We start from the raw sequence: 15,820 nt of genomic DNA, 5'->3' as shown, positions 1-15,820 counted from the left end.
ACTTTGGGGACTTGTCCCTGAAGCTGGTGATCCTCATGCTCAGGCTCATGAACACGCCAAGCGGGACCTTCGATGCCGTGCCCCTGGAGGTCCTCTTCCCAGATGCCGGTGTCGCCGATCTCAACCGCATTCGGCGTTCGGCGGATGAGATCGATGGCGTCCAGGTATCGGGGAAGCCCCAGGTCTGGCAGTGGTTCCCGCAGCACGTCACGTTCCCGGGACGGGAGAAGGCCGGAACCCCGCAGGTCCTGCTGGCTGAGGTCTCGCTCCACGACGAAGGCGGGGACCGGCTCGAGGTCTCACTCGACGTGGAGTGGACCGAGGACGGCCTTCTCAGTGTCTGGTCGGCCATCAGCGTGGCCTGCTGGTGCGCGGTGGACCACAACGCTCACTACATCGACCCCGTCGAACGGACAGTCGTCGGAACGACTTCGCTGGCTGACGCTTTCGAGACGTCGGCAGATCGGTTCATCCAGTGGCTCGCCGGACCATGGGACCCCGAGTTCTGGAGAGCTCGGGCGAGCCTTACCCTTCGGGAGTAGGAGCGGGCGCTTGCGGTGCAGCAAGCAAGGACCGGGGCGCAAGCCCTTGCGCGCGCGGCGAGGAACGCCTGCGCGAATAACTCGGCGGCCAGTTGATGGGGTTCGTGATCGTCTCCCGACTGGACGCGAGACCGGGCCAGGTCTGTCCGAAGGGAGCCGAGCATGTGCAGCCGGTTCACGTGACCTTCGACCACGGGGAGCTTCGCGGCAGGGTTAGACCGGCGGTGACGGCGTCGAGTCCTGGCAGAGGAAGCCGGCGAAGCCCTTCATGGTCTTCGGCCCGTTCTGCTCGGCCTGCCGCACGACGGCTCCGGGGTCTCAGCCGTACCGGGGTGTGCGCCGGTACTCGGTCATGGCCAACCCGCGCCCGGTACTTTGACGTCGACGGCCAGTACCTGCCCGGATCCAGGCGCGACCAGTTCGTCGACGCCCATACCCCGCCACTCGGCGGCCGTCACGAACAGGGTCCTTCGTCCCGGGCCGCCCAGGGCGCAGGCGAAGGCGCCGCGGTCCAGGGCGACCGTCTGCAGAACCGTGCCTCCTTCCGCGACCCGCACGCACCGCCGGTTCGGCACGTCGGCGTACCACACCGCACCCTCCGCGTCGGCGCAGATGCCGTCCGGTGCCGCGCCGTCCAGGCCCGCCCAGACCCGATGCCCGGACAGGCCGCCGTCGGCGCCGATGGCGAACGCCACGAGCTCGCTGCGGTGGGAGTCCGCCACGATGAGCATCGAGCCGTCACGGGTCACCGCCATCCCGTTGGGGAACGCGAAGCCGCCCGCGACCTCGCGCGCCGTCCCGTCCGCCGTGACCAACGTGACCGAACCGGGCCGGAACTCCTCGCCCGCCATCGGGTTGTAGCCGATCCGGTTCACGTACGCGTTTCCGCGGCCGTCCACGACGATGTCGTTCCAACCGGGCTTGCCGAGGTCGGCGTAGGTGGACAGTGACCCGTCGGCGTCCCGCACGAGCAGCCGACCGTCCGGTGAGGAGACGATGAGCAGCCGACCGTCCGGGAGCCAGGCGCTGCACAGGGGCAGCGACCTCACTCGCGCGATGACCTCGCTCGTGCCCGCGAGGTCGACGGCGAGGACCTCGCCTGCCGACCAGTCGGAGAAATACAGCCGGCCGTCGTGCCAGCGCGGCGCCTCGACCAGCCCGCGGCCGGCGAGGAGGATTCGGGGCTCGCTCATCTCGGATGCTTCCCTTCTGGCCACGATCCGACTGGTGATCCGGCCAGATCAACGCTAGCGTCGTACGGCGCCGAGGACGGGGATGACCCGTCGGGCGTTGTCCTTCGCTTGCTCCCGGCAGGCGTGTTCGCGGCAAGGCCGTCTTCCCTGTGACCGACGACGCCCGACCCGCGACCGTGGTGGACGCGCCCGAAGGCGCTGAGACGCCGGCGGAATGGGCGGTGCCTGCTGGCCACCAGCGAGGACCGCGCCGAGCGGCCTCCCCGTCTCCCGGGCGGCGGTGAACCGCTCAGGGCGCGCAGCGCGGAAGGATCCACTCAAGCACCGCGTCCGCCACCTGGGCACGCGGGGACGCCTCGATGCCTTCCCGGACGGTCCTCGCGCGATGATCGCCGAGCCTGCTTCGCCGACGGCGAAGCTCTGGTGGCGCTTCTCGTCACCGCCGTCGCCATGGTTGTCATCTGGTTCGCCACCAAGAGCTGGCGACGCGGCCCAGTGCCGAGGAGGGCGGTCGAGGCCGAGTGTGCTGTTTCGACGGCCCTGCGCCGACGCAACATCGTCGTCGGCGTACTGCTGGCCGTCGCCGCCGCGGGTGTGGTGCAGGCGTCCAGCTACGAGGGAGAACCGCCTACCGCCAATGCCACCCCCGTCGTCCAGGAGCGCGTCATCGACGCCGCCCCGCGCGTCGGCGCGTACCAGCTGCTCACCGGCGAGGAGGTGACCGCGTACGAGCAGACGGGAAAGAAGCCCCACGGAAAGCGCTGGTTCTACGACGGCCCCGGCCAGGGACCGGTAGGCGCCGTGCTTCAGATCAATGCCGTCGAATGGGACACGGGACTGGCCGAGGCGAAGCGCTCGAGCACCATGACGCAAGAGCTGCGCAACTTCTTCGCGGGGGCGAGGGCGACCGAGGCCACCGCATTCGATGCAGGCCCTTGGGGCGGCCAGTTGAGCTGTGGCTTCATGGCGTCGAATGCCGGGCAGCGCCCGATCGTGTGCGCGTGGACAGACGCCGGCACGTCCGGCAGCGTGCTGCTGGGAGACGAGAAGAGCCTCGCCGAGGCTGCCAGGGTCGCCCTGCAGTTCCGCACGACCTCGGAGAAGCGGACCTGACACATCGGCCGCCCGCACGCCAGAGCGCCTCGACCACGCCCTCACCACGCCACTCACCAGCAGCAACAGCCGGCCTCACAAGACCCCGACAACCGTTGGTAGGAGCGCCCCAAAACCGCTTCGGCGCGTGCCCCGAGCACCGATCCGGAATCATTGGCCAGCAGGCGCGAAGACGATTTACGAGTCTGCCGTGAAGGCCCGGTGCCCTTACCCCATGCGGTGCCGCGCCGAGGGAGGTGTGTGGAGGTTCCCTTTGCTGGCCACGCACTGCCCTGGTGGCCGGTGACCGGCTCACATCCGGCAAAGCGCATCTCGGATTCCCCAGCTACGGCGCCGCGGGCGCGGGGGGCCGTCGATGTAGACGTCGGTGCAGCGGTGGTCGGGATGGGGCGGGTTCCTGTGTGCGAGCGCGTCGGCCCAGCGGGCGCGCTCGCCGGCCGGGTCGGTGTGGGCCGAGGCGGCGAACCAGACCCAGCCGTCCCGGTACTCGCGGGTGGCGGTGAGGCCGACGACGTACCGTGCCTCGGCTGGAGCGGCACGTACACGGCGTCACGCGGGACTTCGCGGGCGCAGGGCGCGGAGACGGACCGGCCGATCACGATCCGCGGAGATGCCGGGGCGGCCGGGGATTGACTGGACAGCCGATGACGGATCGGTCAGGCGAGCGGCTTGCGGTATCGGACGTACTCGTTCTGCCGCCGGAACCCCACGCTCTCGTACAGATCGTAGGATCGGTGCGGATTTGCCGTGCCCGTGTACAGCCTGGCGGTCGTTGCACCGTGTTCGCGAAGGCTGCGCAGCCCGTCCAGCAGCAGGGCCCGGCCGATTCCGAGGCGTCGCCGGTCCGTTCGGACACTGAGCTCTTCGACCTCGCCCAGAGTGTGGTCGTGACGGTGGATGGAGCAGAGGGCCACGCCGACCAGGTCCTGCCCGTTCCAGGCAGCCCTCCAGCATGCCGGATCGGCCGTGGCGACAAAGTCCTCGAAGGGCCATTTCTGAGTGAAACCGGTGCCCGCATACGAATCGACGACCGTCCTCCAGGCCGCGCGGTAGTGGCTGGCCCCGATCGGCCCCGTACGCATCCCGGCCGGCAGTTCGCCGCCCGGCTCGGGCAACTGCTGCAGATCGCCCAGCTCCAGCTCGACCAGACTGAAGACACGTCGGTAGCCGGCTTCGAGCAGCAGCGCCGTGGCGTCCTGCTCGCAGGCCGCGGCGTTCGCACCGATCACTGCCGTCCGCGCCGTTCCATGTTCTTCGACGAGCTTTCGGATGCGCTCTTCGGCCCAGCTCAGCATGGCTGATCCGATGCCCTGGTGGCGATGCTCGGGCAAGAGGTGGCCGCGGTGCAGGTACAGCCATGTACCGTCCCGTTCTTGCCACCACCGGATCGTCGCGTAGCCGACGACGCTCCCGCCGTACATCACCAGGATCTGGTTCCGGGATGGCTCCTCCAGCTTGGCCGAGGCTTCGGCGATCTCGGCTGCTGTCGGAAGCCCTTCCACAACCGAACGGGCGTCGACCTGGTCCCGTTCGGCACACCCCTGCCGCACCAAGGCCATGGGCCCGTGGTCTTCGTCGCCGCGATACGGCCGGAACCCGACGCCGGCCGGAAGGTCCTGTCCTGGCGTGTCATCCGACATGACCGGATGATCTCGAACTGTGAGGCAGGCCCGCCACCCTCTTCCTGCCGCGGTCGTCTGTGGCCGTTCGACGAGCCGCCGCGTTCGAAGCGGGCTCGTGCCCGGACGAGGGCGACGAGGCGGGGTGCGTTCGCGGCCCGCCACCGCTGCCGGGCGGACGCGACGAGAGCCATCACCAGAGCGGCAGTGCGGGTGCCGGCGCCTCGGGTGACCTTGATCCGCAGTCGGGCCGTGGCGAACGTGGACTCGATCGGATTCGTGGTCCGCAGGTCGATTCAGTGCCCGGCTGGGAAGTCGAAGAACGCCGGCAGTTCCTCTTGAACGACGGCACCCCGCCCGTCGCCGGACGCCCCGGCCGCCCGCGGCGGCGCCACTGGTGCGGCACGTGGCTGCTTCCGGCGGATCTGCAGTGTCTGTCTCGGCTGCGGTGAGGACGAGCCGTCCCTCGACTCCTGCTTCGACCACGTTGCCGGCAGTGTGTGATCGAGCCGCCTCAGGACGTCGAAGCGCTCTCGGTCCTCCACGGCCAGGGGAGATTCGCGGATCGCTCGCATGCCCGGTTGTCTGCGGCGGCACAGACCGCGATCCGCACACGAAGTCTGCCCGGACACATCGATCGGTTGGCCCACAACTCAAGCGTGATGGTGCCCTCGTCCATGGTTCACGTATCGCGATCGAGTAGGAGGTCGTGTGTCAGCGATGCAAAACCTGGGGTCGTAAGAGCATGTTACGAGCTCATAGCGTGGGCCCCGTTCGCCCTGCACCCCAGAGCCTCCGCAAGGCGTAAGACGGGTCCCCGTACGTCGTCGCCGGAGCCCCGAATGTGAAGCGTGTCGAGTCCACTGGATCTCTGAGCCGAAGTTGAACGGCTATGGCAGGAGCACGTTTTGCAACTGGTGAATGTTCGTGCGCCAGGGGGCGTCACCCGATTGTTGAGCGACGTTCTGCATGAACAGGAACGAAGGGCTTGACGACGCTCGTCGTGCAGACGTCGAGGTGCGGTGTCTAGGAGGTGGAGAAGTCCTTCGTGTGCGACGACATGGTGAACACGAAGGACGGGCGCCAGAGGAGAATTACGGTGCCGAGTGGGTCCATCGTTTGGTGATGTCCGGCTCTGAGTACGGGGCCGGCCAGGCTTGCAGTCGCACCTGCTCGGTGGTCTCGGGGGCCTGGTCTGAATCGATGTCCGCGTGCACGGCAGCGGCCAGGTTCCTCCGAGAGGCCCGGATGCGGGTCCACCCGCGGCGCATCTCGAATCGTGCCGCATCGGGGAGGTAGTCGGTACAGCCCAGCACGACGAGACGTCCGGACGTCAGGTTGAGGCTTGCCTCGACCACGTGGTCGAAGTTCTCGCTGTCATCGACGGGCTGTTCCGCGAGGACTTCGACGCTGACTGCCACGTTGACGTTGACGGCGGTGCCGATGGCCAGGGCGTCCTCGGTGACTCCAAGCCCGTCGGAAACGGTCTGCTCGGTCCATACGTCACTGAGGTCGCCGTCGGACCCGTCGTCCAGGACGTGGATCTGGAAGTAGTCCGCGAAGAGTTCAAGGTTGGTTTCCACGCGGGCATCATCGCTGCTGCGCACGACGGGCACGGCGGCGGGGTGGATCGGCTTCAGGTTGAGGCCGCTGACCGGGTGATCCGGAGATGAACGCTGGCACTCGTCGTTCGGGCTGCCAGGTCATGCACATCCACGCCGAGAACGGGGGGACTGGCCGGCTTCGCGCTGTGCTGCTGCCGGAGGCGGTCTGGCCGCGGTGGACGGACGCGGTCGAGATGATCGCGGCCGGGCTGGCGATGGCGGCCCTCGGCATGGGCCACCGTCGGGTCGCCGCCCACCTGGGCATGGCGGACGGAACGGTCCGCGGCTGGCTCCGCCGTTTCCGCCGCAGATCGGAAGAGGCCCGCTGAAGCTCTGATAGGAGCACGAACCGCCGCGGTCCCGCCTCGTTGGCATGCCCGTGGGGGAGACCTTGCGACGGAGGCATGGGCTGGGCTGAAGCCGCATCCGCCGGAGTTCTGTACGCGTGGGTGTCCACGCCCGTTCCCGATCGCGCCCGGTGAAGCCGGCCGCGCGAAAATGAACGGTGCGGCCAGTCCGTGCGTGAAAGGCTTCCGGTTCCGGACCAAGGAGGCGGGCGGCGTGGGGCTGGACTACAGCTACGAGATCTTCATGCCTGCTCGGAGCGTTGGGAGGGCATTGAACCGGCTGGCCGAACTCGCGCCCCGAGGTCGTGATACTCCGCTGCTTCCGGTCACTCTGCCAGGTGGCGATCAGGTGATTGTGCCGTTCACCTCCGGGTACAAGAGTGAACCGGTCGACTGTTCAGCAGGTGGCACGCTCGAACTGGACACCGCAATCATGGTTGGCGCCGACGACGCGATGCGTGAGTTCTTCCTGCGAGATGTCGACAGAGTCGACGAGTTGGGACGAGTGCCGGTCGGATACATCTACCTGACCGTCAGGTTCTCGCCCGCATGGCATCCGAACTTTGCGTCGTTGCAGTTCACAGCGGCTACCTCGGGCATGAGTCGAATGTTCGCTCAGTCGGCGAGTGTCAGGAAGGTGTTCACCGACCTCACCGCCGCCACGGGTGGTGTGTGCTGTCTGCTCGACACCGAGACCGACGTCTTCGACATCTGCTGGCTCAACGGCGAGTCGGTCAGTGGCGAGACTGTGCCGGGCGCCCGCTTCTCGCGCTTTCACGATCTCGTCGCTGCATGGGGCGAGCCTGTGGGGTAGGACGGAAACACCGCTCGCAGAGGACGCGCTGCAGGAGTCGATGAGCCAAGCGAGTCCTGAACCGTCGTTATCGTCACCTGCCCAGCGGCAGGGACTCGATCCCGCCCCAGCGGATCGAGGCGATCGTGTCTTCCGATCATTGCGAGTACGACTAGGGTACGTATTGATTCGTGCTCAAATTGGACCGCTTCATCAGCCAGTGGCGGCCGCCTGCGGCGACTTGCGTGAGATCATCCGTTCATGAGCAGCGACCTGGAAGTGAGTGCTCTGGCGATCAATGTCACGATCCCGCAGGCGCTCCGCTGGACTGACACTCGACGCGGTGAAGCGTTCACGCTGACCACACTCAACGTCCGGCTCCTCCCGGACGGTCGCCTCGCCGCAAAGGCATATGGCCGACCAGTTGGTGGTGGTCGGGGCGCCTACGTCTCGTTCCCCGTTCCCGACGAGCCCGAACTGGCGGCCCTGGTCGCCGAAGCCGCCAGCCGTGCCGGGGCGTTGTGGGCCGCTCATCGCGGTCTCGGCTGAGCTTGGTTCGACTCGAAGGCGGACGGTGACGGTCCCGGAGTTCGCAGGAGTGCTTCCGGACAGCGAAGCAGGAGTGCGGCCTGGACGACTACCAGGTCCGCCGCTACCCCGGCCGGCACCGCCACATCACCTTGGCCAGGGCCCCACGCGTGCCTCACCATCCTGCGGGCCCGCGAGCTCGACGCCGGCAAGCAGAAACGGATCCCCCGGCCTCGTCCCCCCCAGCCTCGCCGGACTCAGACGCACTCCGACGCCTGCTTCCACCGGCTCCGGGAGCCGTTGTGAACGGGAGTTGGCGGGTTCGTTGTCGGAGGGGCGCGCCTCCCTTCCCCTTTCTTTCGATTCGGCATATGACGGTCCGTAAGCCCCTCGTGCCTCCACCGGACCGGTCGAACCCCCAGGAAAGGCCTCCATGCCCCGCCGCCTGCGCACCCTCATCCCCAACGCGACGGCCACCGTCGCTCTTTGCGCGCTGCTCGCCCCGACGGCCGACGCCGCACCCGTCCCCGGGGACCGGGCCTGTTCCCCGTACATGTCCGTCGCCGGCTACTCGGACGCGTTGGACAAGGTCCAGCTCGACGGGAAGCTTGTCGGTGGGATCTCCGGGCTCGCCCTCGACCAGGACGGGACGGTCGCAGCGGTCTCCGACAAGTCGGCGCTGTACCGGCTGAAGCTGAAGGTGGCCGGCGGGGACACCCCGGCTGGCACCGCCACCGCGCGGCTCCCGCTCACCGACGGCGCCGGGAAGGTCCTTGACTCGGAGGCGGTGGTCGTCGACCGCGACGGGACGTATCTCGTCACCGACGAGACCGCGCCGGCCGTCCGCCGCTACGACCGCACGGGCAGGGTCCTGGCGATCCTGCCGGTCCCGCCGGCGTTCCGCATCTCCCCCGAGGGCCGGGCCACGGCCAACCAGACCTTCGAGTCCCTCACCCTCCTGCCTGGCGGGCACACCCTGGTCGCGGCGCTGGAGGGCCCGCTGGGCGGGGACGGCAAGGACGCGCGGGGGCGTACCCTCCAGCGGATCCAGACCTGGGAACGGCGCCGGGGGGACGGGGACTTCGTCCTGGGCCGCCAGTACGCGTACCCCGGCGACGCGGGCCACGGCATCGCCGAGCTCGTCGCGACCCGGGACGGGCGGCTGATCGTCCTGGAACGGGGCTTCACCCGCGAGTTCAAGATCACCGCCCGGCTGTACGCGGCCGACCCGCTGGGCGCGAGCGACACGTCGAGGACCGGGACGCTGACGGAGGGGCCGGGGCTCCGGCCCGCGCGCAAGACCGCGATCGGCGACTTCGATGCCTGCCCGACGCTGGGCGCCCCGTCGAAGCTGCCGCAGAACCACCCCCTCGTCGACAACATCGAGGGCATGACCGCCCTCGGCCACGACGGCGCGGGCCGTGTCCGGCTGCTGCTGGTCAGCGACGACAACGAGCTCCCGCAGCAGATCACCCGGCTCTACCGGGTGGACGTACGGCTTCCGGCGCGGCACGGGTAGGAAGGGCGGGCGGGGCCTGGCTCCGTGTCCGTGGGCCTCAGGGCCGTCAGCGGGCCAGCAGGGTGCGCGGGTCCCGCGGTCTGCCGGCCCGCTCCACCAGCAGCGGCAGCAACGTGTGCCGCCACATGTCGAGATGGACCATGCCGCTGGACATCCCGCCGTGGGCGTACCGCTGCCGGTACACGTGCGGCGCCGGCTCGCCGAGGAGGTCGACCTCCACGAGCTCCTCGAACGTCGCCCGCAGGAGGCCGGCGACCGCTTCGGCCGACGGCGGGACGTCCGCACCGGACAGGGTGTCGCGCAGCGCCTGCCATACGAAGGGATCGCCGCGCAGACCCCATCGGCCGGGTGCCGGGTCGAAGAGCTCGGACACCTTCGCCACGGCGGCGTGGTCATGTGCCATGGCGTCAGTCTCCCAGCGGTCTGCGGCCTGTCCGACCCGGCTCCGCCGGACAGGCCCTGGTCCAGGCAGTCAGGGCAGTGCGACCTCGCGCGCCCGGCCAATGCCGAGGCGCTGCGACAGCCGTGTCCTGGCCCGCGACATTCTTGAAGGCATCGAGTCCGGCTCCGGGATGGTCACCGGTCGCTGCCGGCCGTTCTGTATCGCCGCTGTCCGCCAGCCCTCCGGTGTGCGGACGCAGACGATGATCCGCCGCGACAGCCGGAACGTTTCAGGACCGGCGTTTCGCGGAGCTGCTGGCTGTTCTGGAGGCGCACCCCGACTCCTCGTCGCAGTGACGCCTGACGGGGCGGTGGTCGGCAGCTTGCCGGTTGGAGTTCGTAGAAGCTTCCGTCACGGAGCATGGCGAAGAGGACGTCGGCTCGTCGTCTGACGAGGCTCTCCTGGACGACTGTTCGCCGCGGATCGAGGAGCCTGAACTCCGGGTCGCCGGGGCGAGTCCTGCGTAGGCGGCGAGGTGCCCAGCGGTCGGGAAGGTGCTGCCCTCGCCGACCTCGATCGGGATGCGGGCTCCAGTCCTGACCCCGACTCCAGGATCGGGGTAAGGACTTTGGAAGGAGGGTGGTCCTCCAGGACTTCCTCGCGGAGCTTGGGCCCGGTGTGGGGCGGCCGCTGTCGAACGCCTTCTTGCCGGCTGGGGGACGGCGGTGGCCTGGTGTTCGCCCCTGCCGACGTCCAGGCCGAGGAAGACGTCGATGTCGCCGGTGTCGATCACGTGCAGGCCCTCCACCACGCTGTCATCCGGGTCTGGCACGGCATCAGTTCTCGAGCCTGTTCACGGCTGGTTCGACGGTGTTGCGCTTCCTGTGCCGATCCTCGTCGAATCTCGGTGGCCGTCCGCCTCGTGTTCCCTTGCGCAGGCGGGCGGCCAAGCGGTCGGCTCGGCGGTCGGCCCGGCGGTCGGCCTTCTCCGAGTGGTGGATCTCGCCTGCCATCAGGTGACGTCACCCGGCCGGGGCGGCGTTGGCATGGCGTGCGGTGACCACGGCCAGTACCGAAGCCGACAGGAACGCCACCGCGGCTATGACCGCCGACACGTGCAGTCCGCCGGTGATGGCGTTCGTGGGGCCGACGAGCGTACCGAAGAGGGCCACGCCCATCGCGTTGCCCACCTGACGGGACACGTTGAACACCGCCGAGGCCGTGCCGGCCTTCTTGGCGGGGCTCGCCTCCATGACGGCCACGGTCGCCGCGACCACGGTGACCGGGGTCGCGAGCCCCGTCGCGATGAGAGGGAAGAGCAGGACGGTGTAAGGGGTGTCGGGACCGGCGGCCAGCCAGCCCAAGAACCCGGCGCTCCCGAGCAGCAGCGCGCCGGCCATGGGCAGGTACGGTCCGCTGCGGAGCGTCAGGCGGCTCGACAGCGGCGCCGCGACAAAGCCCATGCAGACCGACGGGAGCAGGGCGAAGCCCGTGCTCAGCGCGCTGAGTTCACGCTCCTGCTGGAAGTACAACGTGGCGACGAAGAGCAGCCCGTAGTAACCGAAACTGAGCAGCAGGCCGATGAGGTTCGTCACCGTGAGCCGCACTTCGCGGAAGAGCGACATCGGCATCAGCGGCCGCCTGCCCTCCGGCCGAACCGCCGCGTTCTTCTCCAGGCTCAGTTCGACGGCGACGAAGACCGCCAGGCACACGACGCCGCCCGCGGACATCGTCAGTACCTGCGGCGAGGTCCAGCCCGCGGAGCCCGCCTCGTTGAGCGCACCGGCCACGCCGAGTAGCCCGAGCACACCCAGCAGCAGACCGGCGGGATCCATCCGGCCCGGTCGGTCCTTGCGGCTCGGGGCGGGTACGTGGCGCAGGGTGAGGAGTACCGCCACCGCGGCCACAGGCAGGTTCACCCAGAACACCGCACGCCAGTCGAACCCCGCGACCAGCAGCCCGCCGACCGCCGGTCCGGCACCGAAGGCGACCGCCGAGACGAGCCCCCAGTAGCCGACCGCCCGGGCACGCTGGGCCCGGTCGGGGTAGGCCGCCTGCAACAGGGCGAACGACGCCGGAACCAGCAGCGCGGCCCCGGCGCCCTGAGCCAGCCGGGCACCGGTCAGGACCCCCGTCGAGGGCGCCAGCGCGCAGCCCACGGACGCGGCGGCGAAGAGCCCGAGGCCGAAAAGGAACAGCTTCCGGTGCCCGAAGCGGTCACCGAGTCCGCCGCCGACCAGGAGCAGCCCGGCGAAGAAGGCGCTGTACCCGTCGACGATCCACTGCAGGTCCGACGGACCGGCGTCGAGCGAGTCCTGGATGGAGGGCACGGCCACGTTCACCACTGTGACGTCCAGCATCACCAGGAAGTAGCCCAGGCTCAGTGCGATGAGCGGTGGAAGGGAGAGGGAAGGCCGGTCGGCCGGCGGGGCGGCCGCGGCGCCGGCTGCGAGCGCGGGGGAGGGCGAAGGATCTGTGGACGGCATGCGATCCAGTCTCGGGTCGAAACGTTTAGCCATCCGTCAAAGTGTGTCCGGACTACGCTGGTCCCATGGCAAGGACGACGGCCGGTGGACGCCGGAACCAGGACCAGGTACACCACCAGCCCGACATCGCCCGGGCCGCGCAGCTGATCGCCGACCCCTCCCGCGCCCGGATGCTCAAGGCGCTCAGCGACGGTCGCGCCGTGGCCGCCGGCCTGCTCGCCACCGAGGCCGGCGTGAGCGCCGCGACGGCCAGCGTCCACCTGGGCAAGCTCCTCGACGCGCGCCTGGTCGTCATGGAGAGCGTCGGCCGCTGCCGCTACTACCGCCTGGCCAACCCCGACGTCAGCCTCGCCCTGGAGGCGCTGGCCGTCATAGCACAGCCTCTCCCGGTCACGTCACTGCGCGAGAGCAGCACCGCCGGCGCCCTGCGCCGCTCGCGCACCTGTTACGACCACCTCGCCGGCCGACTCGGGGTGAGCCTCCTGGAGTGCATGCTCAAGGACGGCCTCCTCACCGGGCACGACGGCAGCCACCGCCCCGAGGAAGCGGTGCGGGACGGCGCGTACGGATACGGGCACGACGTCGACTACCGCCTCACCGACACCGGCCGGGACACCCTGGCCCGCTTCGGAGTCGACCTGGACCGGCTGCCCGCCCGCCGTCCTCCGATCCGCTACTGCGTGGACTGGAGCGAAAAGCGACACCACCTCGCCGGCGCGGTCGGCGCCGCGCTCACCGCGCGGCTCTTCGAACTGGGCTGGCTGCGCTACGGCTCCAGCCCCCGGGTTGTCCACGTCACCGAGGACGGCGTCGACGGCCTGGCCGGCACCTTCGGTCTGCCGCCGGTGGACTGACCGCCTCACGGCCAACGGGTTCCGCCACCAGTGCGGGGCAAGACGACGATCAGCGAAGCCCGTGCTCAGCGCGCCCGGACGGGAGGGCGACGGCCGTTTCAGGCCTCCTGCCATCGCCCGCGACGGGGCCGGCTGAAGATCAGCCGGCCCGGCGGTACGAGTCCTTCGGCAGCTGCACCGAGACCCTCACCGAACCCGTCTCCCTCCAGCCGTCGTCGACCGCGTCACCCTCAACGGAACCATCATCGGAACCGGCACCGACTCCTACCGACTCGCCAGCACCCGAGCCCGAGCCGAGCCCGTCGAAGCCGGCCGGCCGGAGTTCCCACGCTGATCCGCAGCTGACGTGGCAGCATGCCAGCCAAGCCTCAAAACCTGCTTCGTTCCCCGAGTGCGAACGACGCTCGTTCTTGCCACTTCGTGCCGTCGTACACGATGAGTTCAACGGACGAGACCTGAGAAGTGAAGGGGAGTCTGCCTGCCAGGTCGGCCTCGATGTCTTCCAGGACGACGTCTTCTTGGCCTTGAGCGATGGTCAAGTGCGGCACGATCTCGGCGAACCGCCCGCCGTACGGCGGCGCCTCGGGCCAGCGATCAGCGATCGCCGCTGTGAGCTGCCGCAACTGAATATCGGGCTCGGGAACGAGATACGACACTTCCGGGAGTCGTCCGCATCTCTCGAAGCGCAGCTCAAAGGCCGGGTGGCTTCCCAGTAGCTGCGCGAGTTCGGAGTGGACGAGCGCATCTATTCGACTCTCGTCGAGGAACGGGAAGAGCACGGTGACGTGGGCCGAGACCCCGGCCTGGGCCGAGGGATCGAGCCGCTCACGCCACGTGCGGACGGATGACTCCGCCTCCGGTATCCGGACGATGAGACCCGTCTGGCCCGTCTGAAACGCACTACCGCTGCCGTCTGCCATGACACCGCATCGTGTCACTTTTCCCGCACACTTCACCCTGCTTTTTCGGCTGAACGATCAAGACCGATCTCCACATAGGCCAACGAGAAGGCCGCACCGCCGTCACTTCCGTGAACATCCAGAGTGCAGGGGACCACTGGACACTGAGGCATCGAAATCCAGCGCGTCGACGCTGGGTGAGTGAGCGGACGATGTCCTGGCTGTACGACCAACCCGCGTCTGAGCCCGCGCTGCGTGATCCTCGCGACGACTGGCAGCGCGCATTCTCGCAGGCTGCGGTGCCGTGGCAGAGCGGCCCTTTGCGATCGACGTGGGCGAGGCCCCGTTCACGGCGACTGACGGAGACGGGGCGGGCCTGACCCTATCTGTCCGCGGGTTCGAATCCCGTCCGTACCGCAGCCGGCCTGCTTGGTTGGGCGAGCGCGAGATGGACACGAAGGGCGTCGTCGAAGAGGTAGAGCTCCTCTGCCGCGTCTCCGAAGGATCTGCGGGTCGTAGGTGAGGACGCGGCTGGCCTTGATGTCAGGCCTGCGCCGACTGACGAAGGCATGCTGCTTCAGTAGCCGCTCGACCGCAGCCGGGCCGGCCGGGCCTTCCTTGTCCTTGTCCACGGGGTTCTCGTCGATGGGCTACTCGAACGGGACAGGACGTTAGTAGCTCGAACCCTCTGAAACGACGGATTCGATGAGTCTGCAAACAGACCACGCATAAGGCCACAAGGCCATAAGGCCATAAGGGCATAAGGGCATAAGGGTACGAACGAATCACCAGGGTGAACTCGCACGGTCCGGCCCGCTCGTTGTGCATAGCGGGAGCCTCGAGCGGGAGGGGGGCGCCCCCCACGTTCGGCGGCGTGTCGAGGCCGAGCGGCCTGTGGCGCTTCGTGCGGGACATGGTCAACTGCTTCCCGTGCCCGCGGGGATGGTCCCGGCGACGGCGACGGCGACGGCGTCGCGCCGAACGCGAACGGCCTTTGCTCCCGCTTGCGCGGCGCTGGTCTCCAGTGTTGCGACCGGGACGGTCTGCCGTGATCGGAAGTCGGCCCGTGGGACGAGCGGACGCGCAATGACTGGTATTACTGGGGCATGCAGGAAGAGACGGCACGCTCCGCGATCGACACGTTCATCTCCGCGTTCAACGCCTCGGACGACAGCTATGTGACTGCCCTGCTCTCCCAGGCGCTGACCTCAGATGTGGTCTTCTGGGGGCCGTTGGGTCGCAGCGAAGGAATCGCGGCGGTGGAGCGGTTCGTGCTGGACATCCGGCGCCACCCGGCGGGGACCGGCACGATGGTGCGCTGCTCGGCGGTGGACATGCCTGACGAGTGGGCCCGGTACCAGTGGGTGTTCACCACGCCGGATGGAGGACCCCGCCTGGCGGGAACGGACGTCGTCCATCTGCGGCGGAGCCTCATCGACCAGGTCATCGTCTTTGCGGGGGAGATCGAACCGTCCACGTCCTCTCGCTGACCGCCAGCGCCTGCGCGATGCCGGTATTGGAGCGCCCCTCGGCCATCAGGCCGAGCCCGCTCGCCGAGGGGGAAAGCCGCGTGAGCGGGTCGCTGTCGCGCCGCAGCTGTAGCTGGGCGACGATCTGAGGGCCCAGGGCCGTGCCCCGTCCGCCACTCGCCGGACCGTCGCCGCGAAGTCGGCGACATCGGCAACCGCTCCTTGAGCAGGGGGCCCACATCGTTGGTATTCGCAGGCAGCCGGTCAGCCGCGTACCGCTCCTCCACGTACTGCGAAAGCAGCACTACCGCGGTCCAGGGCCAGCGCCAGTGGGCCTCCGTCGCCGCCCGTACCCCCTCATCGGTGAAGCCGGGCGCCATCTGGACGTCGGTCAAGGGCGGCTTCGGGCCGGTGCTCTGCCACTGCCGCCAACGGCCCCTCCGCGTCGCCGGCTTCGGCGGCGACGCGGAAC

The 15,820-nt window shown here is 69.1% G+C and carries 14 protein-coding genes and 4 pseudogenes; 9 read left to right on the top strand and 9 right to left on the bottom strand.

All coding sequences use genetic code 11. From position 1 onward, the window contains the following. The first annotated feature begins 11 nt into the window (after positions 1–11). Positions 12–542 carry a hypothetical protein gene (locus ACWEJX_RS17615; protein ID WP_451608333.1) on the top strand — a complete coding sequence of 177 codons (531 nt, stop codon included), beginning with the start codon at positions 12–14 and terminating at the stop codon, positions 540–542. A gap of 350 nt (positions 543–892) precedes the next feature. Here the strand turns inward: ACWEJX_RS17615 and ACWEJX_RS17610 are convergent, their stop codons facing one another. Further along, positions 893–1,735, bottom strand: coding sequence for an SMP-30/gluconolactonase/LRE family protein (locus tag ACWEJX_RS17610; protein WP_451608332.1), 843 nt, complete (start codon positions 1,733–1,735; stop codon positions 893–895). Between the two features lie 423 nt (positions 1,736–2,158). Between ACWEJX_RS17610 and ACWEJX_RS17605 the strand changes: the two genes are divergently transcribed. Continuing rightward, positions 2,159–2,848, top strand: a complete 690-nt coding sequence (locus ACWEJX_RS17605; RefSeq protein ID WP_451608331.1) for a hypothetical protein — start codon at positions 2,159–2,161, stop codon at positions 2,846–2,848. Positions 2,849–3,504: 656 nt separating this feature from the next. Here the strand turns inward: ACWEJX_RS17605 and ACWEJX_RS17600 are convergent. From ACWEJX_RS17600 to ACWEJX_RS17590, 3 genes and pseudogenes are all read right to left on the bottom strand, one after another. After that, entirely contained in the window at positions 3,505–4,488 is a 984-nt protein-coding gene (locus ACWEJX_RS17600) for a GNAT family N-acetyltransferase (RefSeq protein ID WP_451608330.1), read from the bottom strand. A gap of 77 nt (positions 4,489–4,565) precedes the next feature. After that, positions 4,566–4,790, bottom strand: a pseudogene (locus tag ACWEJX_RS17595) (IS256 family transposase); the annotation flags it as partial. 771 nt (positions 4,791–5,561) lie between these two features. Next, positions 5,562–6,083 (bottom strand): hypothetical protein, encoded by a 522-nt coding sequence (locus tag ACWEJX_RS17590; protein WP_451608329.1) that lies wholly within the window; start codon positions 6,081–6,083, stop codon positions 5,562–5,564. Between the two features lie 53 nt (positions 6,084–6,136). Here ACWEJX_RS17590 and ACWEJX_RS17585 point away from each other — a divergent pair, with 53 nt between their 5' ends. The 5 genes and pseudogenes from ACWEJX_RS17585 to ACWEJX_RS17565 all read left to right on the top strand — a co-directional run bounded on the left by ACWEJX_RS17585 (position 6,137) and on the right by ACWEJX_RS17565 (position 9,258). Beyond that, complete coding sequence (locus ACWEJX_RS17585; protein ID WP_451608328.1) at positions 6,137–6,400, top strand: hypothetical protein; 264 nt, start codon at positions 6,137–6,139, stop codon at positions 6,398–6,400. A 232-nt stretch (positions 6,401–6,632) separates the two neighbouring features. Then, positions 6,633–7,232 (top strand): hypothetical protein, encoded by a 600-nt coding sequence (locus ACWEJX_RS17580; protein ID WP_451608327.1) that lies wholly within the window; start codon positions 6,633–6,635, stop codon positions 7,230–7,232. Positions 7,233–7,472: 240 nt separating this feature from the next. After that, positions 7,473–7,760 carry a hypothetical protein gene (locus tag ACWEJX_RS17575; protein WP_451608326.1) on the top strand — a complete coding sequence of 96 codons (288 nt, stop codon included), beginning with the start codon at positions 7,473–7,475 and terminating at the stop codon, positions 7,758–7,760. A 44-nt stretch (positions 7,761–7,804) separates the two neighbouring features. Further along, positions 7,805–8,002: pseudogene (locus tag ACWEJX_RS17570) on the top strand (IS701 family transposase); the annotation flags it as partial. Between the two features lie 170 nt (positions 8,003–8,172). After that, complete coding sequence (locus tag ACWEJX_RS17565) at positions 8,173–9,258, top strand: esterase-like activity of phytase family protein (RefSeq protein WP_451608325.1); 1,086 nt, start codon at positions 8,173–8,175, stop codon at positions 9,256–9,258. 46 nt (positions 9,259–9,304) lie between these two features. Here the strand turns inward: ACWEJX_RS17565 and ACWEJX_RS17560 are convergent, their stop codons facing one another. The 3 genes and pseudogenes from ACWEJX_RS17560 to ACWEJX_RS17550 all read right to left on the bottom strand — a co-directional run bounded on the left by ACWEJX_RS17560 (position 9,305) and on the right by ACWEJX_RS17550 (position 12,126). Beyond that, the gene (locus ACWEJX_RS17560; protein ID WP_451608324.1) at positions 9,305–9,661 is read right to left on the bottom strand and encodes a hypothetical protein; all 357 of its coding nucleotides are present in this window, start codon (positions 9,659–9,661) and stop codon (positions 9,305–9,307) included. Positions 9,662–9,834: 173 nt separating this feature from the next. Continuing rightward, a pseudogene (locus tag ACWEJX_RS17555) lies at positions 9,835–10,253 on the bottom strand (transposase); the annotation flags it as partial. A gap of 409 nt (positions 10,254–10,662) precedes the next feature. Further along, positions 10,663–12,126 carry an MFS transporter gene (locus tag ACWEJX_RS17550; protein ID WP_451608323.1) on the bottom strand — a complete coding sequence of 488 codons (1,464 nt, stop codon included), beginning with the start codon at positions 12,124–12,126 and terminating at the stop codon, positions 10,663–10,665. Between the two features lie 65 nt (positions 12,127–12,191). On the opposite strand from ACWEJX_RS17550, the gene ACWEJX_RS17545 reads away from it, so the two are divergent. Then, on the top strand, positions 12,192–12,980 hold the full coding sequence (locus ACWEJX_RS17545; protein WP_451608322.1) for an ArsR/SmtB family transcription factor: 789 nt from the start codon (positions 12,192–12,194) through the stop codon (positions 12,978–12,980). Between the two features lie 368 nt (positions 12,981–13,348). Here ACWEJX_RS17545 and ACWEJX_RS17540 read toward each other — a convergent pair whose 3' ends face one another. After that, on the bottom strand, positions 13,349–13,900 hold the full coding sequence (locus ACWEJX_RS17540) for a 2'-5' RNA ligase family protein (RefSeq protein WP_451608321.1): 552 nt from the start codon (positions 13,898–13,900) through the stop codon (positions 13,349–13,351). A 1,085-nt stretch (positions 13,901–14,985) separates the two neighbouring features. Between ACWEJX_RS17540 and ACWEJX_RS17535 the strand changes: the two genes are divergently transcribed. Next, positions 14,986–15,369: a nuclear transport factor 2 family protein gene (locus ACWEJX_RS17535; protein WP_451608320.1), complete on the top strand. Its 384-nt coding sequence runs from the start codon at positions 14,986–14,988 to the stop codon at positions 15,367–15,369. On the opposite strand, the pseudogene ACWEJX_RS17530 reads toward ACWEJX_RS17535, so the two are convergent. Beyond that, a pseudogene (locus ACWEJX_RS17530) lies at positions 15,362–15,820 on the bottom strand (DNA-binding response regulator); the annotation flags it as partial. The gene ACWEJX_RS17535 and the pseudogene ACWEJX_RS17530 sit on opposite strands and share 8 nt — an antisense overlap.

This window comes from Streptomyces sp. NPDC004788 (assembly GCF_053601115.1).
The sequence above is the reverse complement of the archived record's forward strand: the minus strand, read 5'-3'. Positions and strand labels throughout refer to the sequence as shown.